The 24383-nt window shown below is 70.6% G+C and carries 23 protein-coding genes; 9 read left to right on the top strand and 14 right to left on the bottom strand.

From position 1 onward, the window contains the following. Nucleotides 1-13 precede the first annotated feature (13 nt). Complete coding sequence (locus tag AXK61_RS18560) at nt 14-2695, top strand: fumarate reductase/succinate dehydrogenase flavoprotein subunit (protein ID WP_068746607.1); 2682 nt, start codon at nt 14-16, stop codon at nt 2693-2695. Between the two features lie 28 nt (nt 2696-2723). On the opposite strand, the gene AXK61_RS18555 is transcribed toward AXK61_RS18560, so the two are convergent. The 12 genes from AXK61_RS18555 to AXK61_RS18500 all read right to left on the bottom strand — a co-directional run bounded on the left by AXK61_RS18555 (nt 2724) and on the right by AXK61_RS18500 (nt 13713). Beyond that, nucleotides 2724-3464 carry an SDR family oxidoreductase gene (locus AXK61_RS18555; RefSeq protein ID WP_068746606.1) on the bottom strand — a complete coding sequence of 247 codons (741 nt, stop codon included), beginning with the start codon at nt 3462-3464 and terminating at the stop codon, nt 2724-2726. Nucleotides 3465-3489: 25 nt separating this feature from the next. Then, nucleotides 3490-4332 (bottom strand): aldo/keto reductase, encoded by an 843-nt coding sequence (locus AXK61_RS18550; protein ID WP_068746689.1) that lies wholly within the window; start codon nt 4330-4332, stop codon nt 3490-3492. A gap of 115 nt (nt 4333-4447) precedes the next feature. Next, nucleotides 4448-5314, bottom strand: coding sequence for a helix-turn-helix transcriptional regulator (locus tag AXK61_RS18545; RefSeq protein ID WP_068746605.1), 867 nt, complete (start codon nt 5312-5314; stop codon nt 4448-4450). Between the two features lie 482 nt (nt 5315-5796). Then, the gene (locus tag AXK61_RS18540) at nt 5797-6387 is read right to left on the bottom strand and encodes a hypothetical protein (RefSeq protein WP_068746604.1); all 591 of its coding nucleotides are present in this window, start codon (nt 6385-6387) and stop codon (nt 5797-5799) included. Nucleotides 6388-6400: 13 nt separating this feature from the next. Continuing rightward, on the bottom strand, nt 6401-6796 hold the full coding sequence (locus AXK61_RS18535; RefSeq protein ID WP_068746603.1) for a metal-sulfur cluster assembly factor: 396 nt from the start codon (nt 6794-6796) through the stop codon (nt 6401-6403). Beyond that, nucleotides 6793-7251, bottom strand: coding sequence for a Fe-S cluster assembly sulfur transfer protein SufU (gene sufU / locus AXK61_RS18530; protein ID WP_068746602.1), 459 nt, complete (start codon nt 7249-7251; stop codon nt 6793-6795). The genes AXK61_RS18535 and sufU overlap by 4 nt, the downstream gene beginning before the upstream one ends. Then, the gene (locus AXK61_RS18525; protein WP_068746601.1) at nt 7251-8522 is read right to left on the bottom strand and encodes a cysteine desulfurase; all 1272 of its coding nucleotides are present in this window, start codon (nt 8520-8522) and stop codon (nt 7251-7253) included. The genes sufU and AXK61_RS18525 overlap by 1 nt, the downstream gene beginning before the upstream one ends. Then, nucleotides 8519-9289, bottom strand: a complete 771-nt coding sequence (gene sufC / locus AXK61_RS18520; RefSeq protein WP_068746600.1) for a Fe-S cluster assembly ATPase SufC — start codon at nt 9287-9289, stop codon at nt 8519-8521. Before sufC ends, AXK61_RS18525 begins: the two co-directional genes overlap by 4 nt. A gap of 20 nt (nt 9290-9309) precedes the next feature. Further along, nucleotides 9310-10485, bottom strand: a complete 1176-nt coding sequence (sufD, locus tag AXK61_RS18515; protein WP_068746599.1) for a Fe-S cluster assembly protein SufD — start codon at nt 10483-10485, stop codon at nt 9310-9312. Beyond that, the gene (sufB, locus tag AXK61_RS18510; protein ID WP_068746598.1) at nt 10486-11916 is read right to left on the bottom strand and encodes a Fe-S cluster assembly protein SufB; all 1431 of its coding nucleotides are present in this window, start codon (nt 11914-11916) and stop codon (nt 10486-10488) included. It abuts the gene before it with no gap. Continuing rightward, nucleotides 11913-12614, bottom strand: a complete 702-nt coding sequence (locus AXK61_RS18505) for a helix-turn-helix transcriptional regulator (protein WP_068746597.1) — start codon at nt 12612-12614, stop codon at nt 11913-11915. The genes sufB and AXK61_RS18505 overlap by 4 nt, the downstream gene beginning before the upstream one ends. Before the next feature lie 46 nt (nt 12615-12660). Further along, nucleotides 12661-13713 carry an Lrp/AsnC family transcriptional regulator gene (locus AXK61_RS18500; protein ID WP_197466865.1) on the bottom strand — a complete coding sequence of 351 codons (1053 nt, stop codon included), beginning with the start codon at nt 13711-13713 and terminating at the stop codon, nt 12661-12663. 98 nt (nt 13714-13811) lie between these two features. On the opposite strand from AXK61_RS18500, the gene AXK61_RS18495 reads away from it, so the two are divergent. From AXK61_RS18495 to AXK61_RS18465, 7 genes are all read left to right on the top strand, one after another. Further along, nucleotides 13812-15152 (top strand): DUF3100 domain-containing protein, encoded by a 1341-nt coding sequence (locus AXK61_RS18495; protein ID WP_068746596.1) that lies wholly within the window; start codon nt 13812-13814, stop codon nt 15150-15152. Nucleotides 15153-15198: 46 nt separating this feature from the next. After that, a complete protein-coding gene (locus AXK61_RS18490) occupies nt 15199-16425 on the top strand; it encodes an amidohydrolase (protein ID WP_068746595.1) in 1227 nt (408 codons plus the stop codon). Nucleotides 16426-16531: 106 nt separating this feature from the next. Then, complete coding sequence (mptB, locus tag AXK61_RS18485; RefSeq protein WP_414930010.1) at nt 16532-18271, top strand: polyprenol phosphomannose-dependent alpha 1,6 mannosyltransferase MptB; 1740 nt, start codon at nt 16532-16534, stop codon at nt 18269-18271. Nucleotides 18272-18277: 6 nt separating this feature from the next. Then, nucleotides 18278-19210 carry an ABC transporter ATP-binding protein gene (locus tag AXK61_RS18480; protein WP_068746593.1) on the top strand — a complete coding sequence of 311 codons (933 nt, stop codon included), beginning with the start codon at nt 18278-18280 and terminating at the stop codon, nt 19208-19210. Between the two features lies 1 nt (nt 19211). Continuing rightward, a complete protein-coding gene (locus AXK61_RS18475; RefSeq protein WP_068569054.1) occupies nt 19212-19997 on the top strand; it encodes an ABC transporter permease in 786 nt (261 codons plus the stop codon). A gap of 40 nt (nt 19998-20037) precedes the next feature. After that, entirely contained in the window at nt 20038-21018 is a 981-nt protein-coding gene (locus tag AXK61_RS18470; protein WP_068569055.1) for a COX15/CtaA family protein, read from the top strand. Further along, nucleotides 21015-21308 (top strand): hypothetical protein, encoded by a 294-nt coding sequence (locus tag AXK61_RS18465; protein WP_068569056.1) that lies wholly within the window; start codon nt 21015-21017, stop codon nt 21306-21308. Before AXK61_RS18470 ends, AXK61_RS18465 begins: the two co-directional genes overlap by 4 nt. A 25-nt stretch (nt 21309-21333) precedes the next feature. On the opposite strand, the gene AXK61_RS18460 is transcribed toward AXK61_RS18465, so the two are convergent. Continuing rightward, nucleotides 21334-21903, bottom strand: coding sequence for a dihydrofolate reductase family protein (locus tag AXK61_RS18460; protein ID WP_068746592.1), 570 nt, complete (start codon nt 21901-21903; stop codon nt 21334-21336). 89 nt (nt 21904-21992) lie between these two features. Between AXK61_RS18460 and AXK61_RS18455 the strand changes: the two genes are divergently transcribed. Next, nucleotides 21993-22958, top strand: coding sequence for a quinone oxidoreductase family protein (locus AXK61_RS18455; RefSeq protein WP_068746591.1), 966 nt, complete (start codon nt 21993-21995; stop codon nt 22956-22958). On the opposite strand, the gene AXK61_RS18450 is transcribed toward AXK61_RS18455, so the two are convergent. Continuing rightward, nucleotides 22947-24278, bottom strand: a complete 1332-nt coding sequence (locus AXK61_RS18450) for an NADH:flavin oxidoreductase/NADH oxidase family protein (protein ID WP_068746590.1) — start codon at nt 24276-24278, stop codon at nt 22947-22949. The two genes, AXK61_RS18455 and AXK61_RS18450, sit on opposite strands and share 12 nt — an antisense overlap. Nucleotides 24279-24383: the final 105 nt, after the last annotated feature.

Below are 24383 nucleotides of genomic sequence, written 5' to 3'. Positions count from 1 at the left end.
TCTAGGAGTAGTCATGTTCATCCCCGAGATCGACGACCGCACCCGCCTCACCTGCGACGTGCTGGTGATCGGCGGCGGCACCGCCGGAACCATGGCCGCGCTCACGGCCGCCGAGGCCGGCGCCGACGTGCTGCTGCTCGACAAGTCCCACGTGCGCCACTCCGGCGCTCTCGCGATGGGCATGGACGGCGTCAACAACGCCGTCATCCCCGGTAAGGCCGAGCCCGAGGACTACGTCGCCGAGATCACCCGCGCCAACGACGGCATCGTCGACCAGCGGACCGTCTACCAGACGGCCACTCGCGGCTTCGCGATGATCCAGCGGCTCGAGCGCTACGGCGTGAAGTTCGAGAAGGACGAGTACGGCGAATACGCCGTCCGTCGCGTGCACCGTTCCGGCTCGTACGTGCTGCCGATGCCCGAGGGCAAGGACGTGAAGAAGGCCCTGTACCGGGTGCTGCGGCAGAAGAAGATGCGTGAGCGGATCCGGATCGAGAACCGGGTGATGCCCGTGCGCGTACTCACCACCGGATCCGGTGTCGACCGCCGCGCCGTGGGCGCCGTCGCGTTCAACACGCGGACGGGCGAGTTCGTCGAGATCTCCGCCGGTGCGGTCGTTCTGGCGACCGGCCCGTGTGGTCGACTCGGGCTCCCCGCGTCCGGCTACCTCTACGGGACGTACGAGAACCCGGCGAACGCCGGCGACGGCTACGCGATGGCTTACCACGCGGGCGCCGAGCTCAGCGGCATCGAATGCTTCCAGATCAACCCGCTGATCAAGGACTACAACGGCCCGGCGTGCGCCTACGTGGCGAACCCGTTCGGCGGCTACCAGGTGAACGCACTCGGCGAGCGGTTCGTCGACTCGGACTACTGGTCCGGCCAGATGATCGCCGAGGTGCGTTCCGAGATCGACTCCGCCCGCGGGCCGATCTACCTGAAGGTCTCGCACCTGCCGGAGGAGACGCTCGGCGAACTGGAGTCGATCCTGCACACCACCGAGCGGCCCACGCGCGGCACCTTCCACGCGAACCGCGGGCACGACTACCGCACGCACGACATCGAGATGCACGTCTCCGAGATCGGTTTGTGCGGTGGGCATTCCGCTTCCGGCGTGTGGGTCGACGAGAACGCCCGGACGTCCGTGGCCGGGCTGTACGCCGCGGGCGATCTGGCCTGCGTGCCGCACAACTACATGATCGGCGCGTTCGTGTTCGGCGAGCTGGCCGGAGCGGACGCGGTGCGGCACGCGCGCACGGCGGCTCCGGCCACGGACGGGCTGGACGAGCAGATCACGGCGGCGCACGAACTGATCTACGGCCCGGCCCGCAGGCCCGACGGTCCGCCGCAGCCCCAGGTCGAGTACAAGCTGCGGCGCTTCGTCAACGACTACATCGCGCCACCGAAGACGGCGCCGAAACTGACCATCGCGATCGAGACCTTCGAGCGGATGCGCAGCGAGGTGGACGGCCTCGGCGCGCGGACTCCCCACGAGCTGATGCGTTGCGTGGAGGTCTCGTTCATCCGCGACTGCGCCGAGATGGCGGCCAAGGCATCGCTGGCACGGACCGAATCCCGCTGGGGCCTCTACCACGACCGTCCGGACCTGCCGGAACGCGACGACGAGCGGTGGGGCCGGCACCTGAACCTGCGCCTGGGCGTGGACGGCGAGATGGAGTTCCTCACCCGGCCGGTGGCGCCCTACCTGGTGGCGGTCGACGAGTTCGACCACATCCCCGGCTCGTCGGATTCCGTCGAGGTGCTGGGGCCGCTGGCGGTGGCGCCGATCGGAGCGATCCCGGCAGCGGCCGAGCGGGCCGCCGCGGTGCCCGCGGTGTCGCCGCGGCTGCGGGAGCTGCTGGCGCTGGACGGCCCCTCTGCGGAGGAGCTCTCTCCGTTCCTGTCCGATCCGGACACGACGGTCCGGCGGAACGCAGTCACCTTCCTCGTGGAGGGCGCGCCCGACGGCTTCCTCGCACCGCTGGTCGCCGCACTGGGCGACACGGACGCCCCGGTGCGGCGCGCCGCCGCCGCGGGGCTGATCGAGTTGGTCGAAGTACTGCCGTCCGCGGACGGATTGGCGCGGTTCCTCGGGTCCGACGATGCCGTGGTCCGCGCCGCCGTCGGCAACCTGCTGCGGTCCCTCAAGGCCGGCTCACCGGAGCAGTACACGGCCCTGGTGCGCGACGCCGATCACCGGGTGCGGGTCGTGGGCGTGAGTGGACTGGTCTCGCACGACGATTGGGCGGCACTGGTTCCCGCAACGGGTGACGCCAATCGGGAGGTACGGATCGCGGCGGCGGCCGGGCTGGCGACCGTGGGCCTGGGCGGCGTGGACTCGGTGCGCACGCTGACCGTCGATCACGACCCGCTCGTGCGCGCCGCGGCCTTCGAGGCACTGGGCGTCCTCGGCGACGCGACCGACCTCGAACTGCTCGGCACCGGCCTCGTGGACCGGGCGTGGCAGGTGCGTCAGGGTGCGGCGCGCGGCGCTCGCGCCCTGGGGCCCGACGGTGCCGTCCCCGCCCTGGAGGTGACGCTCGCGGATCCGCACCTGGACGTCCGCAAGGCCGCCGTCGTGACGCTCCGGACCTGGCCGACGGTGCCGTCGGTCGCGGAGGCGCTCACGGCTGCACTTGAGGACTCCGACGCGGACGTCCGCGCCCACGCGCGATTGGCTCTCGCAGCGGGGTGATCTCAGAACCCGGCAGATCCGGGTCCGGTCACGCGGTCTGGGTAGTGGGGCGCAGGAGGATTTCGTTGATGGACAGGTGCCGCGGCCGCGCGAGGGCGAAGGCGATGATCTCGGCGACCTCGTCGGGTTTGACCGATGCGGCGTCGTAGCCCTTCTGGACGTTCGCTCGGGTCGCGTCGTGGGTGATGTGCGTGGGGAGCTCCGTGTCGACCACGCCGGGTTCGATGAGCGTGACGCGGACGGTCGGAAGGAGTTCCTGGCGGAGCGATTCGGACCAGCCGTTCATTCCCCACTTGGTCGCGGCGTACACACCGTTGGTGGCACGTGCGGTACGGCCGGCGACGGAGGAGATGTTGATCAGATCACCCTCGCCGTCGGTGAGCTGGTCGAGGAAGACCTCAGTGGCGGTGATCGCCCCAAGGAGGTTGACGCCGATCATCCTGCGGTAGTCGTCGCGTCGCTCGGAGGAGAACGGGCCGAGCAGCATCGTTCCGGCGTTGTTGACGAGAACGTCTGCTGGTCCGAACATCTCGCGGACGCGAGCAGCGGCGTGGACGAGCGATGGGCGGTCGGTGACGTCTGCCGCGATGGGGAGGGCACCGGCGCCGAGCTCCGCGGCGATGGCGTTGATGCGATCAGTACGGCGAGCGAGTAGCGCGACGCGGTAGCCGCCGGCGTGCAGGGCTCGGGCGGTCGCGGCGCCGATACCCGACGACGCTCCGGTGATGACGGCGACGCGGTGGTGATGTCCAGGTACCGGGGTGGTCATGCTCTGAGTTCCTTGTCTGCCGTGATCAGGCTTCGGGGATGTCGCGGTGGAACGCCTCGAGGGTGACGGCGTCGGGTTCGGGGCCACCACGGACGCCGGTATCGAGGGCGTCGATCGCGGCGAGCTCACCGCTGGAGAGTACGAAGTCGAAGACGTTGAAGTTCGACGTGATCAGTTCGGGATCGACCGATTTCGGGATCGCGGAGCGCCCCTGCTGCAGGTGCCACCGCAGCATCACCTGGGCAGGGGTCTTGTCGTGCGCTCGGGCGATCGAATCGATGGTCGGGTCGTCGAAAGTGCTGGTGCCGGTTCCGCGGTACGCGGTGATCCCGCCCATCGGGGACCAGGCCTGCGTCGCAGTGCCCTGCTCGATATCCACCCGTTGCACCGCGCGTTGGGTGAAGTACGGGTGCACCTCGATCTGGTCCACGGCCGGAACGAGGCTGGTCCGCTGTCGCAGCGCGTCGAGGTGGTCGGCCATGAAGTTGGAGACGCCGATGGCGCGGACACGACCGTCCGTGATCAGCGTCTCGAGCGCCTGGTACGCGCCGACGGTGCGGTCGAAGTCGGCGGGCAGCGCTTGGTGGAGCAGGAGCAGGTCGATCGTCTCGACGCCCAGCTTCCCGGCGGACTTGTCGAAGGCGTGGAGGGTCTCGTCGTATCCGTAGTCGCTGATCCAGATCTTGGTCTCGATGAACACGTCTGCGCGCTCGAGCCCGGACCGTCGGATCCCCTCGCCGACCTCGCGCTCGTTGAAGTACGACGCAGCGGTGTCGATGAGGCGGTAGCCGGTAGTGAGGGCGTTGGTGACCGCCGCGATGGTCTGGTCGGGCGGGGTCTGGAAGACGCCGAATCCGAGGGCGGGCATCACGACGCCGTTGTTCAAGGTGATGTTCACAATGATCCTTCTTCACGGAAGATACTGGTGGACAGAAGTTTCGGGCGCACGAATCCCGTCGAGCGGTCTACCCGGAATGTGAGGCTCAGTGCTCGATGGTGGCGCGGTACGGGGCTGCGCCAAGGCTGCCGAGGATCTTCAGCCGCTCCTCGCTCGGGCTGCCGGGTTCGGCGGTGTACCCGAACATGAACCAGTCCGGGTTCGCCGGCAAGCCCATCGCCTCGTAGGACAGTTCCAGGTCCCCGACGTCGGGGTGGCAGATCCGTTTCGTGCCGGCGCGGTGGTGGCGAACGTTGTGTGCGGCCCAGCGCTGCCGGAACGCGTCGCTGCGGGTGACGAGTTCACCGATGAGGTCGGTCAGGGGTTTGTCCCGGGGATTCTGCCCGGCGTACGTGCGCAGCGTGGCGACGATGTCATCCGCTCCCCGCTCCCAGTCGGGGAAGAAGTTGCGCGCCGCGGGGCTGAGGAAGACGAATCTCGCCGTGTTCCCCCGACCATCCACGTCCTCGAGGATCGGTCGGTAGAGCGCGTACCCGAGCGGGTTGGCCGCGACGACGTCCATGCGTCGATCCCGGACCCACACCGGCGCTCCAGTGATCGCGTCGATGAATCGCTGGAAGCTCGGTCGGACCGCCTGCTCGGCCTTGCCGCTGCGGCGGCGCGCCGGATGCGGGTCGGCCGCACGGGCGAGATCATGCAGATGGTCGGTTTCGGCGTCGTCGAGGTGCAGCGCACGTGCGAGGGCATCGAGGATCTCCGGGGCTACGCCGCGCAGATCGCCGCGTTCCATCTTCGCGTAGTAGTCGACGCTGATGTCGGCCAGCGTGGCGACTTCCTCGCGGCGCAGCCCGGGAACCCGGCGGCGTCCGCCGGCGATGATGCCGGCCTGTTCCGGGGTGACCTTGTCGCGGCGGCTGCGGAGGAACTCGCCGACGTGATTGCGCTGATCCATCCTTCAACGCTAAGCCCGCGATCACGGGTTTGGGGTGTACGGGCAGTACACGGATCGGCGGTCACTCCTACGCCGGCGCCACCGAGAGGAAGGTCGGAGCACATCTTCGGCACGCCCACGCACCGCACCGGAGACCACGAACGGGCACCACATGACCGACCTCACCCGCAGAGCACTGATCGCCGGCGCCGCACTTCTGGCCACGGCGTGTGCGGGCCCGAACCGTCCCACCAACGCCGGTTCGTCGACCGCGCCGTCGGCGATCCGAGCACCTCACCGCAGCGACGGACACAGGGTGGACACGTCCTGCTCGTCTACTTCTCCCGCGCGGGCGAGAACTAGCGGAGAGGACGCGCGTACCTCGCGCTCCACAGTCGAGGAGTGGTTGCGAACGCACCACCTGATACCCACGTGACCATGGTCGTGAGTCTCACCTCGCTCCGAACCGGCGACGCTCGCCACGTAGTGACCGGACCGCGCGATCAGCCCGCCGATGCGTGCGCCGTCCACGGCAGGCCGCGTACGAGCATGCGGACGATCGACGGCGGGGTGAGCAACCGCAGCTCCCCCGCCGGCTCGGCGGGCGAATAGCCCTGGAAGCTCCACCGCAGCCAGGTGCCGTTGCTGCGGAGGTAGGCGTTCGTGCCGTCGGTGACCACGGCACCGTCGGGCGGCGGAACGGTCACGACGGCGTTGCCGGCCCGGCGCTCCGCGCGCAGGGCGCGGTCCATGGCCTTCGGCGTGTTCTCGACGTCGGGGTTCGCGACGGCCCACAGCCGCTTGAACTCGCGGTAGTCGGCCCGGCGGCACTCGCCGCACGGGCGGTGCCCGGCGGCGTAGGCGGTGGCCTCGTCGAAGAGGAAGAGCTGGGTGTACTTGCGGGGCTCGGGGTTCCGCGGAGAGCGGTAGCGACCGTTGAAGTCGAGGCGGCACGCGATCCACATGGCGTTCGCGTGCTCGCGGACGACGATGCCGCTCTCGTCGTGCAGGATCCCCCGGTTGCCCAGGAACGCGCCGCGGGCCGGATCGGCGACGATCCGGCCCCACGGGTCCACTCGGTTGCGCAGCGGCACGGCCGGCGCTGTCCTAGACGGTGAAGCCCAGGGCGCGCAGCTGCTCGCGGCCGTCGTCGGTGATCTTGTCCGGGCCCCACGGCGGCAGCCAGACCCAGTTGATCTTCGCGTCGGTGGCCAGCCCGGAGGTGACGAGTGCGGCGCGGGTCTGGTCCTCGATGACGTCCTGCAGCGGGCACGCCGCCGAGGTGAGGGTCATGTCGATGAGGACGGCGGCATCGTCGTCGACCTTGAGGCCGTAGACGAGGCCCAGGTCGACCACGTTGATCCCCAGCTCGGGGTCGACCACGTCGCGCATGGCCTCCTCGACGTCGAACAGGGTGGGCAGGTTCAGCGGATTGTCGCCGGCCTGCGCCGGGTCGGCCGCAGTGGCCTCAGCCGCAGTGGCCTCGGCAGCATTTTCGGTCATGCCGTCTTCTCCTCCGAGTCGATGATCTGGGACAGGGCGTCCTTGAACGCCATCCAGCCGAGCAGCGCGCACTTCACGCGCGCCGGGTACTTCGAGACACCGACGAAGGCGATGCCGTCGCCGATGAGGTCCTCGTCGCCCTCGATCTGACCGCGGGACTGCAGCATCTCGGTGTACGACTGCAGCATCTTCAGCGCCTCGCCGACGGGGGTGCCGATCACCTGGTCCGTGAGGACCGACGTCGACGCCTGCGAGATGGAACAGCCCTGCCCGTCGTAGGACACGTCGAGCACGGTCTCGTGGTCGTCCGACAGCTGCACGCGGAGGGTCACCTCGTCGCCGCAGGTGGGGTTCACGTGGTGGACCTCGGCCCCGAAGGGCTCACGCAGGCCGCGGTGGTGCGGGTGCTTGTAGTGGTCCAGGATCACGTCCTGATACATCTGCTCCATGCGCATCAGATGACCCCGAAGAACTTCTGGGCCTTGACGATCGCGTCGCCGAGCGCGTCCACCTCGGCGGCGGTGTTGTAGACGCCGAACGACGCACGGGCGGTCGCGGCCACGCCGAACCGGCGATGCAGCGGCCACGCGCAGTGGTGGCCCACGCGGATCGCGACGCCCTCGTCGTCGAGCACCTGGCCGAGGTCGTGGGCGTGGATCCCGTCGACCACGAACGAGACCGCGCTGCCGCGGTCACGGTTCTCGGTGGGCCCGATGATCCGGAGACCCCCGATGGCATCCAGCCGGTCGAGCGCGGCACTCACCAGCGCGTGCTCGTGCGCGGCGACCGCGTCCATGCCCAGCGCGGTCAGGTACTTCACCGCGGCGCCGAGCCCCACGACCTGCGAGGTCATCGGGACGCCCGCCTCGAAACGCTGCGGCGGCGCGGCGTACGTCGAGCCCTCCATGGTGACGGTCTCGATCATCGAGCCGCCCGTGATGAACGGCGGGAGCTGCGCGAGGATCTCGCGCTTGCCGTACAGGACGCCGACACCCGACGGGCCGTACATCTTGTGCCCGGAGAAGGCGGCGAAATCCACGTCGAGGTCGGCGAAGTCGACGGAGCTGTGCGGCACCGACTGGCACGCGTCGAGGACGACGACCGCACCGACCGCGCGGGCCCGCGCCACCAGCTCCGGGACCGGCGCGATCGCGCCGGTCACGTTGGAGGCGTGCGTGAACGCGACGATCTTCACCGAGTCGTCGAGCTCCAGCGAGTCGAGGTCGATGCGGCCGGAGTCGGTGACGCCGTACCACTTGAGGGTGGCGCCGGTGCGGCGGCAGAGCTCCTGCCAGGGCACCAGGTTCGCGTGATGCTCGAGCTCGGTGACGACGACGGTGTCGCCCTCGCGCAGACGGTGCCCGCCCAGCACGGCGGCCGAGCGGTCGTCGCCGAGCGTGTACGCCACCAGGTTCAGCGACTCGGTCGCATTCTTGGTGAACACCAGCTCGTCCGGCGAGACCCGCACGAACTCCGCGATCGCGGCGCGCGCGTCCTCGTACGCGTCCGTCGCCTCCTCGGCCAGTTGGTGCGCGCCGCGGTGCACGGCTGCGTTGTGCGTGGTGAGGAACTCCCACTCGGCGTCGAGCACCGGGCGCGGCCGCTGCGAGGTGGCGCCGGAGTCGAGGTAGACCAGCGGCTTCTCGTCACGGACCGTGCGGGACAGGATCGGGAAGTCGGCGCGGATCGCGTCGATGTCCAGGGCGGACTTCACCGAGGCGGTCATGCTCCGACGGCCTCGGTGAACTTCACGTAGCCGTTCTCCTCCAGCTCGTCGGCCAGCTCGGAGCCGCCCGACTCCACGATCCGGCCGTTCACGAAGACGTGCACGAACTCGGGGTGGATGTACCGCAGGATGCGGGTGTAGTGCGTGATGAGCAGAATGCCGCCGTGCTCGCGCTCGGCGTAGCGATTCACGCCCTCGGAGACGACGCGCAGGGCGTCGACGTCGAGGCCGGAGTCGGTCTCGTCGAGGATGGCGAACTTCGGCTTGAGCAGGCCCAGCTGCAGGATCTCGTGGCGCTTCTTCTCGCCGCCCGAGAAGCCCTCGTTCACCGAACGCTCACCGAACTGCGGGTCGATGGCCAGCTCGCCCATCGCCTCCTTGACCTCCTTGACCCAGTGCCGCAGCTTCGGGGCCTCGCCACGGACCGCGGTGGCGGCTGAGCGCAGGAAGTTGGACATGGAGACGCCGGGGACCTCGACGGGGTACTGCATGGCCAGGAACAGGCCGGCGCGGGCGCGCTCGTCGACGGTCATGGACAGCACGTCCTCACCGTCGAGCGTGATCGTGCCCTTCGTGACCTCGTACTTGGGGTGGCCCGCGATGGCGTAGCTCAGCGTGGACTTGCCGGAGCCGTTGGGGCCCATGATCGCGTGGGTCTCGCCGGACTTGATGGTCAGGTCGACGCCCTTGAGGATCTCGATCGGCTCGGCGTTCTCGTCCGCCTGCACGACGTTGACGTGCAAATCACGGATTTCCAGAGTAGACAACGTAATTCCTTCTTCGAGTATCAGACGCCGGCGGTGGCGAGTTCGTGTTCGATGGCGGCGGCGAGTCGCTCGCGCAGCTCGGGGACGGAGATCCGGTCGATCAGCTCCTGGAAGAAGCCGCGGACCACCAGGCGGCGTGCCTCGTCCTCCGGGATGCCGCGCGAACGCAGGTAGAAGAGCTGCTCGTCGTCGAACCGGCCGGTGGCGCTGGCGTGGCCGGCGCCCTCGATCTCGCCGGTCTCGATCTCCAGGTTCGGCACCGAATCGGCGCGCGCACCGTCGGTGAGCACCAGGTTGCGGTTGAGCTCGAAGGTGTCGGTGCCCTCGGCCTCGGCGCGGATCAGCACGTCACCCACCCAGACGGTGTGCGCGTCGGGCAGCTTGGACGACGGATCGCCCTGCAGCGCGCCCTTGTAGATCACGTTCGACTTGCAGTGCGGCACCGCGTGATCGACCAGCAGGCGCTGCTCGAGGTGCTGGCCGTCGTCGGCGAAGTACAGGCCGAACAGCTCGGCGTTGCCGCCGGGTGCGTCGAACTGCACGCGCGGGGTCATGCGGACCAGCTCGCCGCCCAGCTGCACGGCGAAGTGCCGGACGTGGGCGTCGCGGCCCACGCGGACGTGGTGCTGCGTGACCCACACCGCGTCGTCGGCGAAGTCCTGCGCGTCGATGATCTGGAGCGAGGCACCGTCGCCCAGGATGACCTCGACGTTCTCGGCGACCGTGCCCGATCCGGTGTGGTCGAGGACGACCACGGCGCGGGCGTGCCGCTCGAGCCGCACCTGGATGTGCGTGAAGGACGTCTTGCCCTCGCCGGGGCCGGCGATGCGGACGAAGACCGGCTCCGCGACCTCCGCCTCCTTGGCGACGGTGAGCACGAAAGCCTCCGTCATGGACGTGAAGGCCTGCGCCGCAACGCGATCGAAGGGCGTACCGCCCTGGCCGAGCCGCTCGTCGCCCTTGGCGACGGTCTCGAAGGACACGCCCTCGGGCGTCGCGTCGACGGTGGCGGTCACGGCACCGTCGGCCTGGGCGGAACCGTCGTGCAGGCCCCGCAGGCGGCGCAGCGGGGTGAACCGCCACGCCTCGTCGCGGTGGCTGGGGATCTCGAAGGCCGCCGCGTCGAAGGACGCGAACAGCTCGCCCTTGTTGGCGACGGGATGTGCCTCGACAGCCTCGTTGAGAGTGTTGCTCACTTAGCCCACGGACCCTTCCATCTGAAGCTCGATCAGGCGGTTCAGCTCGAGCGCGTACTCCATAGGCAGCTCCTTGGCGATCGGCTCGACGAAGCCGCGCACCACCATCGCCATGGCCTCGTCCTCGGTGAGGCCGCGGCTCATCAGGTAGAACAGCTGATCGTCGGAGACCTTCGAGACGGTGGCCTCGTGGCCCATCGTCACGTCGTCCTCGCGGATGTCCACGTACGGGTACGTGTCGGACCGGGAGATCGTGTCGACCAGCAGCGCATCGCACTTGACGGTGGACTTGCTGCCGTGCGCGCCCTTGTTGATCTGGATCAGGCCGCGGTAGCTGGCCCGGCCGCCGCCGCGGGCGACCGACTTGCTGACGATGTTGCTCGAGGTGTTCGGCGCGAAGTGCACCATCTTCGAGCCGGTGTCCTGGTGCTGGCCCTCGCCGGCGAACGCCACGGAGAGCACCTCGCCCTTGGCGTGCTCGCCCATCATCCACACGGCCGGGTACTTCATGGTGACCTTGGAGCCGATATTGCCGTCGATCCACTCCATGGTGGCGCCGGCCTCCGCCTTGGCGCGCTTGGTGACCAGGTTGTAGACGTTGTTCGACCAGTTCTGGATCGTCGTGTAGCGGCAGCGGCCGCCCTTCTTGACGACGATCTCGACCACCGCGGAGTGCAGCGAGTCCGACTTGTAGATCGGCGCAGTGCAGCCCTCGACGTAGTGCACGTAGGCGTCCTCGTCGACGATGATCAGCGTGCGCTCGAACTGGCCCATGTTCTCGGTGTTGATCCGGAAGTAGGCCTGCAGCGGGATGTCCACGTGGACGCCCTTGGGCACGTAGATGAACGAGCCGCCCGACCACACGGCCGTGTTCAGCGCGGAGAACTTGTTGTCACCGGCGGGGATGACCGAGCCGAAGTACTCCTCGAAGAGCTCCGGGTGCTCCTTGAGACCGGTGTCGGTGTCGAGGAAGATGACACCCTTCTCCTCCAGGTCCTCGCGGATCGAGTGGTAGACCACCTCGGACTCGTACTGGGCCGCGACGCCGGCCACGAGGCGCTGCTTCTCCGCCTCGGGGATGCCGAGCTTGTCGTACGTGTTCTTGATGTCCTCGGGCAGGTCCTCCCAGGACTCGGCCTGCTTCTCGGAGGAGCGCACGAAGTACTTGATGTTGTCGAAGTCGATGCCGTCGAGGTCGCTGCCCCAGGTGGGCATCGGCTTCTTCTCGAAGATGCTCAGGGCCTTGAGGCGCTGGTTCAGCATCCACTCGGACTCGTTCTTCTTGCCCGAGATGTCGGCGACGACGGCCTCGGACAGGCCGCGCTGCGCCGAGGCGCCGGCGGCGTCGGAATCGTGCCACCCGTAGCCGTAGGTGCCCAGGGACGCGATCGTCTCCTCCTGGGACAGCGGGCCGTTCTCGACCGTTGTCATCGAAGCTCCTTAGCGGTTGCTCGCGGTACCACGCGCTCGAGGGGCACGTGGGTGGTGCATGCGCGGTCACCATTGGCGATGGTGGCCAAACGCTGTACATGTGTTCCCAACGCCTGCTCGAACGCCGAAATTTCGGCCTCGCACAATTCGGGGAACTCGGCTGCGACCTCCGACACCGGGCAGTGGTGCTGGCAGATCTGGACGCCGTTGCCCACTTCCCGGGCATCGGCGCTGAATCCGGCGACCGACAGGGCCGCCGCGATCCTACGGGCACCGTCCACCGGGTCCATGGACTCGGTGGGGCTGACGGTACCGATGGCCTGCTCGGCCCGGCGCCGCGCGAAGGCGCGCACGGCCTCCTCGCCGCCCACCTCGCGCAGGGCGCGCAACGCGTCGACGGCCAGCGCGTCGTACCCCTCCCCGAGCTGCCGGCGCCCTGCGGGCGTCAGCAGGAACTCCTTGGCGGGGCGGCCCCGGCCGCGGTTGGCCAGGCCCGACGGTGCCGCCACCGTCACGTCGCCCGCCTCGAGCAGATTGTCGAGATGGCGGCGCACGGCGGTGGTCGTGATCCCCAGAGCCTCGCCGATATCGGCCGCGGTGGCCTGGCCCCGGTTCATGAGCAGCGCGACCACTGCGTCGCGGGTGTCCCCGTCACGCTGTGCCGTCGAGGCGTGAACCTCGTGCTGCTCGCTTTTCACAACACGATTGTTTCCTAATTCGCCCGACACTTCCAGCAAGGTCAGGCTAAGCTTCGCCGCTGCTCACCGAGCGACCATCGGTGCGCAGCCGCCGGCCGAGGTGCTTCGTGGTGCGCAGGACCAGCGATCTGTCGACGATCATCACCTCGGCGTCCGACCGCTCGATGACCGCCTCGACGCGCTGCACGTCGTCCAGCCCCGCGAGCCACATCGCCAGCACGATGTTGCACGTGCCGATCGAGGTCGCGAGCAGCCGCACGTCGCGCAGCGTCGACAGTCTGCGCAGCACCCGGTCGGTCGACCGCGCCGGTACGCGCAGGAAGAACCAGGCGTAGACCGGCCGTTCCGAGAACCTCCGGGCCACCTCGGTGCGCACGACGACGCCGTCCGTCGCGAGCACCGTGTTCAGCGCCGCCCGCGCCCGGTCGACGCCGATGGCGCGGCGTGCCGCCAGGTCCGCGGCGCGGATCCGGCCGTCGGTCGCCAGCTCGGCGAGCACCCCGTCGAACTCCGGCACCGAGAGCGAGGTGCGCTGCCGCCCGACCGACCGCGGGATCGCCTCGAGCGCGGCGAGCTCGTGCTCGCCGAGGATGCGCAGGCGCCAGGCGCGAGCGTCCGACGCGATGGTCGTGAACACGTGCGTGCGCGAGCTGACCACGCCCGCGACGCGCCCCACTCGATCCAGGAGGTACTCGCCGAGCCGGTCGTCCCCCTCGACGGCGACGGTGATCACCAGGTCCCGGCCGCCCGCCGTCACGTCGATCGTGATGGCCTCGACATCCTGCGCGAGGTCGGCGGCCACCTCGAGCGTGCGCCCGGGCGCGCAGGACAGCTCGACCAGGGCGACGACGGTCCGCCGTGCGAACCTGTAGGCCGTGACCCACGCGTAGCCGCCGTCCCGCAGCCGGGCCCAGCGCCGGGCGGCGGTCACCGGGTCGCACCCCAGCGCCGCCCCGATCCGCGACCACGGCGCCCGCGGCACCACCTGCAACGCGTGAACCAGGCGCAGGTCGTCCGCGCTCAGCGCCGCACCGTCGGGTGTGTCCCCCGTCACTTCGTCGGCGGAAATCGGGCCCGCAGCGCCGGATCCTGCATTCATCAACCAATCATCGCCGCTTTCCTGCGATGGAGGCCGTGTATCGGCCGGAACCCGGAACATCGTCTGGCATCCAGCCCGCCCGACGAAAAGACCGACGCATGGCACCCAGCACCACCGCGACCGACACCGTCGCCTCCCGATTCACCCCGCGCGACCTCTGGCTCCCGGCGCTGACCGCGCTCCTCGTCACCGCGGTGTTCCAGTTCCTCGGCCCGTGGACCGTCAGCCTGGGCTTCGCGAAGCTGACGGTGTACCCGATGGTCTGGGGCCTGCTCGCCGGCGCCGTCATCTCGGCCCAGCGCTTCGTCCCGTTCACCCCGCGCATGTGGAAGGTGGCGGACCGGCTCATGGCCACCGCCGTCGCCATGCTGGTCACGCTGCTCGGCTTCACCATCGGCCCCAACCTTCCGACCCTCGCCAAGGCCGGTCCGGCGCTACTGCTGCAGGAGGTCGGCCACCTCTTCGGCACGATCGCGCTGGCCCTCCCCATCGCCGTGCTCCTGCGCATGGGGCGCGCCACCGTCGGCGCCACCTTCGCGATCGACCGGGAGGCCAGCTTCGCGATCGTCGGCGGCAAGTACGGCACCGATTCCGAGGAGTACCGCGGCGTGATGTCGATGTACGTCTTCGGCACGATGTTCGGCGCGATCGTGATCGCACTCGCCGCGTCGACGGTCACCTCGCTCAACCTGTTCGACCCGCAGGCCCTCGCGATGGGCGTCGGCGTGGGTTCGACCTCGATGATGGCCGCCGGCCTCGCCGCGATCACCTCGGCCCATCCGGAGATGGCCGACCAGGTCAAGGCACTCGCCACCACCTCGAACATGATCACGATGATCCTGGGGACCTATGTCGGCGTGTGGATCGCGCTGCCGCTGGCCGACAAGGTCTACAAGCTGCTCACCCGTAAGCACCCGGTGCACGCGGCGAAGGTGGCCTCCGAGGTGACCGCAGCGGCGACCGCGTCCGCCCGCATCCAGGCCGAGAGCGAGGACGTCCCCGTCACCGTGTCGCTGCCCGTCGGAATGGGGATCGTCGCCGGCCTGGGTGTGGTGACCGCGACGATCGCGGCGGGCCGCTTCGACCCGCAGATCATCGTCGGCTACGTCCTCGTCGTCGTGGTCGCCCTGCTCGCGATCGGGCTCGGCCGCGTCTGCCGCGACCGCATCCCCATGATCATCTGGGCGAGCCTCATCGGCACCGCGCTCTCCAGCCCGTGGTCGCCCGTGCAGCACGCGGTGCTCAAGGCCGGGACCTCGATCAACTTCCTGTCCCTGTGCTGCGTCGTCCTCACGCTGGGCGGCCTGGCGATGGCGCAGAACATCCCCGCGCTGCGCCGCATCGGCTGGCGGATCGTGCCGGTCGGCACCGTCGCCATCATCGCCTCCTTCCTGCTCGCCACCGTGATCGCCGAGTTCGCGCTCGGCCTGTGGCACTGACCAGTACTCCCCCGAACCCAGCCCCCGACATCGAACGGACCCGACCATGACCGTCACCACGGACCTGCCCGCCGCCGCAGCCGCCACCGTCGCCGCCGAGGCGCGGACGCTGCTCGACCTGTCCCACGACCTGCACGATCACCCCGAGCTCTCGTTCGAGGAGGTCCGCTCCGCCGCACTGCTCGCGAACCTGTTCGAGGCGCGCGGCTTCGCGGTCGAGCGCGGTGCCCACGGGGTGGACACCGCGTTCACCGCCACCCTCGGCACCGGTGAGGTACACGCCGTCCTGTGCGCCGAGTACGACGCGCTCCCCGGTCTCGGCCACGCCTGCGGACACAACGTGATCGCCGGCATCACCACCGGCGCCGCACTGGCCCTGGCGCCGCTCGTCGACGAGCTGGGCATCACGCTCACCGTGCTGGGCACACCGGCCGAGGAGCACGGCGGCGGCAAGGTCGAGCTGCTGCGCGCCGGGGCGTTCGAGACCGCGACCCTGGCAGCGATGGTGCACCCGATCAACGGCGACGGGGTCACGGAGGTCGCCGCCGCCGACGCGACGATGCAGTGCGTGGACCGCTTCGACGTCCTCTTCCAGGGCCGGTCCGCACACGCCGCGGCCGCCCCCGACCACGCCATCAACGCCGAGTCGGCCGCCGTCCTCGCGCAGACCGCCATCGGCCTGCTGCGCCAGCACGTGCCCGACGGTGTCCGCCTCGCGGTGGTGTCCAACTCCGCGGGCCGGGTCACCAACATCGTCCCGGCGCAGGCGCGCCTGTCGGCGGAGGTCCGCTCGGCCGACCTCGACCAGATGCTCGACATCAAGCGCCGCCTGCTGGCCTGCTTCGAGGGCGCCGCGATCGCCACCGGCTGCGAGTGGGAGCACCACCGGGCCGAGCCGCGCTACCTGTCGATCACGCCGGAGGTCCGGCTCGCCGAGGCCTGGAACGCCGCCGTGACCGCGAGCGGGCGCACCGTCGTCACCGGTCCCACCGGCGGTGGGGGCGGATCGACAGACATGGGCAACGTGAGCCGCGTGGTTCCCAGCATCCACCCGATGCTGAGCATCGCCGACGCCGCCGGCCCGCCGCACACCATCGAGTTCGCGGCCGCCGCACGGACGGCCCAGGCCGACGCCACGGTGCTCGACGGTGCCACCATCCTGGCCCGGACGATCATCGACGTCGCCTCCGATCCCGAGGCCCGCACCGTCCTGCTGCGCCGGCAGGCGGAGCGTCCCGAGGGCGCCACCATGATCGACCAGAACGCCGACTGAGCGGGCGGACGGCACCGGGACGCGGGACCCACCGTCTACTGTTGCGGACGTGCGCGCTACCCGGTCCCTCCCCGCCCCCGTGCGCACGTTCGCCGATTTCCTCGGGCTGACCAAGCCCGACGGGGCACCGTCGGACCGAGGACCGCAGGGTGCGGGCGGCGCGGTGAACCGTTTGCACACCGACGAGCACCAGTACCCCGACCTCAACACCGAGGAGAAGCGGACGGTCCGCAAGATCGCCACGTTCGGCGGCGTCGGGGCGGTGCTCATCGCGTTCGGTGCGCTGGGCGTGGGCTCGTTCCCCGTGGTGCAGAACCCGATCGCGGGGCGCCGCCTCATCGGGCTGATGTTCCGCATGCAGTCCACGGCGCTGACGGTGACCATGGTCGGCACGGCGATGCTGATGATCGCGTGGGTCCTGCTGCGCCGGTACACGATCGGCTATCTCAATCCGAACGCGCACACCGTGCCCGCGCAGCCGCGCCGGCTCACCCGCCGCGGCTTCGACCGGATCCTCGCGCTGTGGGTGCTGCCCTTCCTGTTCGCGCCGCCGATGTTCAGCAAGGACGTCTACTCCTATCTCGCGCAATCGGAGATCACGGCGCGCGGCCTCGACCCGTACGCCATCGGCCCCGCCAAGGCACTCGGGATCGACCACGTCTTCACGCGCTCGGTGCCCAACATCTGGCGGGACACCCCTGCCCCGTACGGTCCCCTGTTCCTCTACCTGGGGCGCGGCATCACGTGGCTGACCGGGGAGAACGTGGTCGCCGGCGTGATCGCGCACCGGCTCCTGGCGCTCGCCGGCGTCGCGATGATCGTGTGGGCGCTCCCCCGGCTCGCCCGACGCTGCGGCGTGAGCGAGGTGGCCGCCCTGTGGCTCGGTGCCGCGAATCCGCTGGTCATCTTCCATCTCATCGCGGGCATCCACAACGAGGGCCTCATGCTCGGGATGATGCTCGTGGGCATGGAGTGGTCGTTGCGGGCGATCTCCTCGGGTCGGCGGTTCCTGGACGGGTGGGCGCCCACGCGGACCGCGTGGCTGCTCACCGCCGGCGCCGCGATGATCGCCGCGTCGAGTCTGATCAAGATCACCTCGGTGCTCGCGCTCGGGTTCATCGGCATGGCCCTCGCCCGGCGCCTGGGCGGCTCGTTCCCGGACATCGGCGGGCGGCTGCGCGACTGGCGCACGGCGATCCGCGCGTTCCGGCCGGACCTGGGCCGCACGCTGATCGCCATCGCGCTGGCCGCGGGCTTCCTCGCGATCGTGCTGGTGATCGTGGTCGTGGTCGTCTGCCAGGTCACCGGACTGGGGTACGGCTGGTTGGACGCGGGGATCCTGGGCGGGGCCAGTCGCGTCCGCTCGTGGATGTCGATCCCCACGGTCCTCGGCATGGCGACCGGGCTGATCGGCGTACTGCTCGGCCTCGGCGACCACACCACTGCGATCCTCGCCATCACGCGTCCGATCGCCGCCGCGCTGGCCGCGGTGATCGTGCTCCGCATGCTCCTCGCGACCCTGTCCGGCCGGATCCACGCGGTCGGCGCCCTCGGCATCTCGATGGCCGCGCTGGTGCTGCTGTTCCCCGTGGTCCAGCCCTGGTACCTGCTGTGGGCCATCGTCCCGCTGGCCGCGTGGGCCACGGCCCCCGGCTTCCGCCTGGCCGCGGTCATCGTCTCGAGCGTGGTGTCGGTGATGCTCATGCCCAACGGCGGCGAGATCGAGCCCTATGTCATCGCGAAGGCGGGGATGAGCACCGTCGTCATCGTGGCGCTGGCCGTGTACCTGACCTTCGAGCTGCCCCGCAGGCGCGAGCGGCGCCTCGCGCTCGGCCGAGTACGCTGATCTCCCGTGCCCGCACTGTCCGCGACCTCCGTCACCAAACGATTCGGCGACGTCGTCGCCGTCGACGGACTCGACCTCACCGTCGAGCACGGCAGCGTCCTGGCCCTGCTCGGCCCCAACGGCGCCGGTAAGACCACCACCGTCGAACTGTGCGAGGGCTTCGACTCCCCGGACTCCGGCACCGTCGAGGTCCTCGGGCTCGACCCCGTCGCCGACGCGGCCCGCCTCAAGCCCCGGATCGGCGTCATGCTGCAGGGCGGCGGCGCCTACCCGGGCGCGAAGACCGGCGAGATGCTCCGTCTCGTGGCCGCGTACGCCGCGAACCCCCACGATCCCGACTGGCTGCTCTCGACGCTGGGACTGCAGGACGTGGTGAACGTCAGCTACCGAAGGCTCTCCGGCGGACAACAGCAGCGCCTCGCCCTCGCGTGCGCCCTGGTCGGGCGCCCCGAACTGGTCTTCCTCGACGAGCCGACCGCCGGGCTCGACGCGCAGGCCCGCCTCCTCGTCTGGGACCTCATCGCCGCGCTGCGCCGCGACGGGGTCACCGTCCTGCTCACCACCCACCTCCTGGACGAGGCCGAGACCCTCGCGGACCGGGTCGTCATCATCGACCGGGGCCGCGCGGTGGCCGACGGTACGCCGGAGGAACTCACGCGGGCCGGTGCGGAGCACGAACTGCGCGTGAGCGCACCGTCGGGCCTGGACACCGCGGCCCTCGCGGCCCGGCTGGGCACCGACTTCACGGCGGCGGTGGACTCGACCGACGCGCACGGCTCGACCTACGTGGTACGCGGCGCCGAGGTGACGCCGACCGTCGTCGCGGACACCGCCGTGTACCTCGCCGCGCAGGGCGCGCTGATCACCGACCTGCGGGTGGGGACCCGGACCCTGCAGGACGTGTTCCTGGACCTGACCGGCCGCGATCTGAGGGGATGACGTGACCCGAACCGAGCCCCGCTTCGCCCGCGGCACCTTCCTGCCCAACCCCGAGGCCGCCCGCCCCGCGGCGATGCTCGCGGCGCAGACCCGGATGGAGCTCACGCTCCTGCTCCGCAACGGCGAGCAGCTGCTGCTGACCATGTTCATCCCGATCGCGCTGCTCATCGGATTCACGGTGCTGCCGATCGGCGACGAGGCGACCCGGATCGGCTCCCTGGTCCCGGCGATCATGGCCGTCGCGGTGATGTCGACCGCGTTCACCGGGCAGGCGATCGCCGTCGGCTTCGACCGGCGGTACGGCGCGCTCAAGCGGCTCGGCGCGACGCCGCTGCCCCGCTGGGGCGTCATCGCGGGCAAGACCCTGGCGGTGGTCCTCGTGGTGATCCTGCAGGCGGTGATCATCGGCGGGATCGGCCTCGCGCTCGACTGGCGCCCGGACCCCCTCGGCCTGCTGCTGTGGGCACCGATCCTCGCACTGGGCGTGTTCGCGTTCGCCTCGCTCGGGCTGCTGCTCGGTGGCACGCTCAAGGCGGAGATCGTGCTCGCGCTGGCGAACCTGCTGTGGTTCGTGCTGGGCGCGATCGGCTCGCTCGTCGTGATGCACGCGCACGTCCCCGACGCTGTCGTGCTGATCGCGAGGCTGGCACCGTCGGGCGCGCTGACCGAGGCCCTGACCCGCGCCGCGGACGCCGGCACCGTCGACTGGTTCGGGATGGCGGTGCTCCTGGCGTGGGGCGCGGTGGGCTCCGCGGCGGCCGTGCGCCTGTTCCGCTTCACCGGCTAACCCACTACAGGATGTAGTAGCTCGTGACGGCCCACGTACGATGATCGGCGTGTACCAGCTCTTCCTGCGCCTCGTCGATCGCCTGCCGCTCCCCAGCACGAAGGCGCAGCAGCGGTTCGCGCTCGCCGCGCTGCTCTCCCAGGCGCTCATCGCCGTCACCGGCTCGGTGGTGCGGGTGACCGGTTCGGGCCTGGGGTGCCCCACCTGGCCCAAGTGCTTCGACGACTCGCTCGTGCCGATCCCGCAGGACGAGGTCCCGTGGTGGCATCAGGCGATCGAGTTCGGGAACCGGCAGATCGCGGTGTGGATCGTGGTGACCACGTCGATCGCGATCGTGCTCGCCGTCACCCGCGCCCGGCGGCGCCGGGAGATCCTGATCTACGCGTGGATCATGCCCCTGTCCACGTTCGCGCAGGGCATCCTCGGCGGCATCACCGTGCTCACCGGCCTGCGCTGGTGGGTCGTCGGCGCCCACATGCTCGTCTCCTGCGCGATGGTCTGGCTCGCCGCCACGCTGTACGCCAAGGTCGCCGAACCCGATGACGGCGCCGAGATCGAGACCGCGCCCGCCGGGGCCCGGCGCCTCGTCGCCGGTTCCGCCGTCGTGATGGCGCTCGTGCTCACCGCCGGCATGATCGTCACCGCCGCGGGCCCGCACGCCGGCGACCGCACCAACCCGAAGGCCATCGACCGCCTCGACGTCTCGATCCCGCTGCTCTCGCTCACGCACGGCCTGCTGGTGGCGCTCTACGTCGGCCTGCTGATCTGGGCGGCGGTGCTCATCGCCCGCGGCCCCTCGAGTGAGGCCGTGCGGCGCCGGGTGAAAATCGTGTTCGTCGTGGTCGCCGCGCAGTCGCTGATCGGCGTGGTCCAGTACTTCACGGGCGTTCCCGCACTGCTGGTCGTGCTGCATGTCGCGGGCGCGATGTCGGTGATCGCCGAAGCAGCGATCCTGTACCGGCTGATGTCGGCGCGGGTGGTGCGCGGATCGGACCGCACGACCGATAAGCTGGCCGCATGAGTGATCAGGCACCCGGCAACGTCGTCTCCCGCCTGAAGGGCTTCGCCGCCAAGCACTGCGGTGCCACCGCCGTGCTGCAGAACATGGGCGAGGAGGGCGTGCGCATCACCCTCGTCGGCGGCGACGGGGTCATGGGCGACCAGATCGTCGCGAACCCGGCGCAGGCGAAGGACGCGGCCGAGAAGGCCGGCCTCGACACCTCCGAGTGGGACCGCGAGCTGGTCAGCAAGGCCACCACGGAGCCCGGCCACCACGAGCGGATGGCCGGCTACCGGGCGCACAGCCGCTAGGCCCGGCGGCCACCCGGCCCGCCGATCAGGCGCGCTCGTACTGCGCCAGGATCACGCCGATGTCGAAGGCGCGGTGCGAGACCAGCTTCCACTGCTGCGGCGCGAAGCCGCCCGCGAACAGCGGCACCCCGTCCCCTGCGGTCACCGGGTAGATCTTCAGCGCCAGCCTGTCGACCTCCGGCGCGAGTGCCGCCGCGAGCGTTCCCCCGCCGCACAGCCAGATGTCGCCGCCCTCCTCCTGCTTGAGCGCGCGCATGTGCTCGACCGGGTCCTCCGCCACCACCTCGACGGCCGGGAAGTCCGCGGGGTCCAGCGACCGCGAGTAGACGATCGTGCGCAGGTGCGCGTACGGGTCCGTCACGCCCACATCGGACCCGATCCGGTACGTGGTCGTGCCCATGACGACGGTGTCCCACTTCGTGAGCGGCGGGGTGATACCCAGGGCCTCGTGCAGGCCGGTGGGCAGCCCGTCGCCCCATTCCTCGTTCATCTGCCGCGAGTAGTCCTCGTCGACGGGGTAGAAGTCGTACTGGCCCTCCGGGCCGGCGATCCGGCCGTCCAGGGAGACGGCGACGTAGTACACGAGTGAACGCAAGCGAGGTACTCCTCGGTCGGCGGGATGTGCGTGGCCGGATTCTGCAGCCGACGTCGACCCTGCCACACCGCGTGCGGTAGAGATGAGTCATGCGCGCGATCACTGTGACCGAACACGGCGGCCCGGATGTCCTGACCTACGGCGATGCCCCCGATCCGGCGCCCGGGCCCGGTCAGGTCCTGGTGCGGACCTCCGCGATCGGGGTGAACTTCATCGACACCTACTTCCGCGAGGGCATGTATCCCACTGCCCTGCCGTACATCCCGGGCAGCGAGGGGTCGGGCACCGTCGTCGCGCTGGGCGAGGGCGTCACGGGGCGCGCCGTCGGCGACGTGGTCGCCTGGTGCGACGGCCCGGGCTCGTACGCGGAGCTCGTGAACGTCCCGGCCGACCGCACCGTCCCGGTGCCCGACGGTGTCCCGCCCGCCGTCGCGGCGTCCGTCCTGCTGCAGGGCATGACCGCGCACTACCTCACCCACGACTCGCACCCCGTGCAGGCGGGCGACACCGTGCTCGTGCACGCCGGCGCGGGCGGCACGGGCCTGCTGGTCACCCAGATGGCGACGGCGCTCGACGCCCGCGTCATCACGACGGTCTCGACGGACGCCAAGGAGGCCCTCTCCCGCGAGGCCGGCGCGTGGCAGGTGCTGCGCTACGACGAGGACGTCCCGGCCCGCGTCCGGGAGCTCACCGACGGCGCGGGCGTCGCCGCGGTCTACGACGGGGTCGGCAAGGACACCTTCGAGGCCTCGCTGCTGTCCACGCGACACAAGGGCATCGTCGTGCTTTTCGGCGCGGCGTCCGGCCCGGTCCCCCCGTTCGACCTGCAGCGGCTCAACCCGCTCGGCTCGCTATTCGTGCAGCGGCCCACGCTGGCCCACCACGTCGCCACGCCGGAGGACTTCGCCCGGCGCAGCGGCGCGGTGCTCGACGGCCTGCGCGACGGGTCGCTGCGGTTCACCGTCGGCGCGACCTATCCGCTGGCCGACGCCGCGCAGGCCCACATCGACCTGCAGGAGCGCCGCACGACGGGCTCGGTGGCGCTACTTCCCTGAGGCCTGCGCGCGTCCCTCGGCGGGCGCGAGCGCGGCACCGTCGGACGGGCGGTCCGCGAGCCACCGGCGGTACCGGCGCAGGGCACCGCGCACGACGATCAGGTCGCGCACGAGCGCCGCGGCGGGCCGGATGCCGGGCCGCGGGTCCTTCCCGGCGGCCGTACGACGCAGTTGGTAGCGGACCTGCGCCATCGACGCCATGGACGCGAGGGGCTTGTTCTTCCAGGTCACGGGCCGCAGGGCCGCGACGGCGCCCTGGTCCACCCGCCAGCGGGCGGGCAGGTCCGGCGTGACGGACAGCGCGGTGCCGATCCCGACGACGGCGACGTGCTCGGCCAGCGCGGCCTCGGCCGTCTCCCGGCGGGTGATCCCGCCGGTGACCATGAGCGGGATCGCACTGGTCGCCGCCAGGTCCGCGGCGAGCTCCAGGAAGTAGGCCTCGCGCGCGGCGGTGCGGGCGTCGCCGGGGCGGCCGTCCGCGGCCGGGATGCCCGACGGTGCGCCGGCCGCCCGGCCCGTCATCGCGGGACTCTCGTAGCTGCCGCCCGATACCTCCACCAGGTCGACGCCGAGCGGCGCGAGCATCGCGATGACGGCGCGGGCGTCGTCGGGATCGAAGCCGCCGCGCTGGAAGTCCGCGGAGTTGAGCTTGACCGCGACGGCGAAGACCGGGGACACCTCGGCGCGGATCGCCCGCACCGTCTCGACCAGCATCCGGGCGCGGTTCTCGAGCGATCCGCCCCACTCGTCGGTGCGGGTGTTGACCAGCGGCGAGAGGAACTGCGAGAGCAGGTAGCCGTGCGCGGCGTGCACCTCGACACCGTCGAATCCGGCCTCCTCCGCGCGGCGCGCCGTGGTGGCGAAGCGCGTGATCGTCGCGCGGATCTGCGCGTCGTCCATGGCGATCGGCGTGCCGAACCGCTTCGAGAGCGCGCTGCCGAGGTCGACCGCCTTCTCCGACGGGCCCCAGGTCACGCCGGGCATGTCGACCTGGATCTGGCGGCCCGGATGGCTGATCTGCATCCAGATGCTCGCGCCGTTCTCCTTGGCCGCGGACGCCCACTCGCGGAAGGGGCGCAGCGGCGAGCGGGCGTCGAGGACGATCGCGCCGGGTCCGGTGAGTGCCTCGGCGTGAACCATCACATTGCCCGTCAGCAGCAGGCCGGTACCGCCCGCACCCCACCGCCGGTACAGCTCGACGGTGCGCCCGTCGGGCGCCTGCTCGACGCCCGCGATGCCCTCCTCCATCGCCGCCTTGGCGATGCGGTTGGGCAGGACGGCGCCGGAGCGGAGGGTGAGCGGGGCGAACAGGTCGGTCATGACGGGCCTTCCGGAGTGTATGTGAACGGCGCTCACATGAAGCGGGCGGAGCCGACGCTAGACGGATATGTAAGCGGTGTCAACACAGTGTTGTAGAGTGGAACC

This window comes from Tsukamurella pseudospumae, from assembly GCF_001575205.1.
Lineage (GTDB): Bacteria > Actinomycetota > Actinomycetes > Mycobacteriales > Mycobacteriaceae > Tsukamurella > Tsukamurella pseudospumae.
This window is presented reverse-complemented; position numbering and strand designations above follow the sequence as displayed.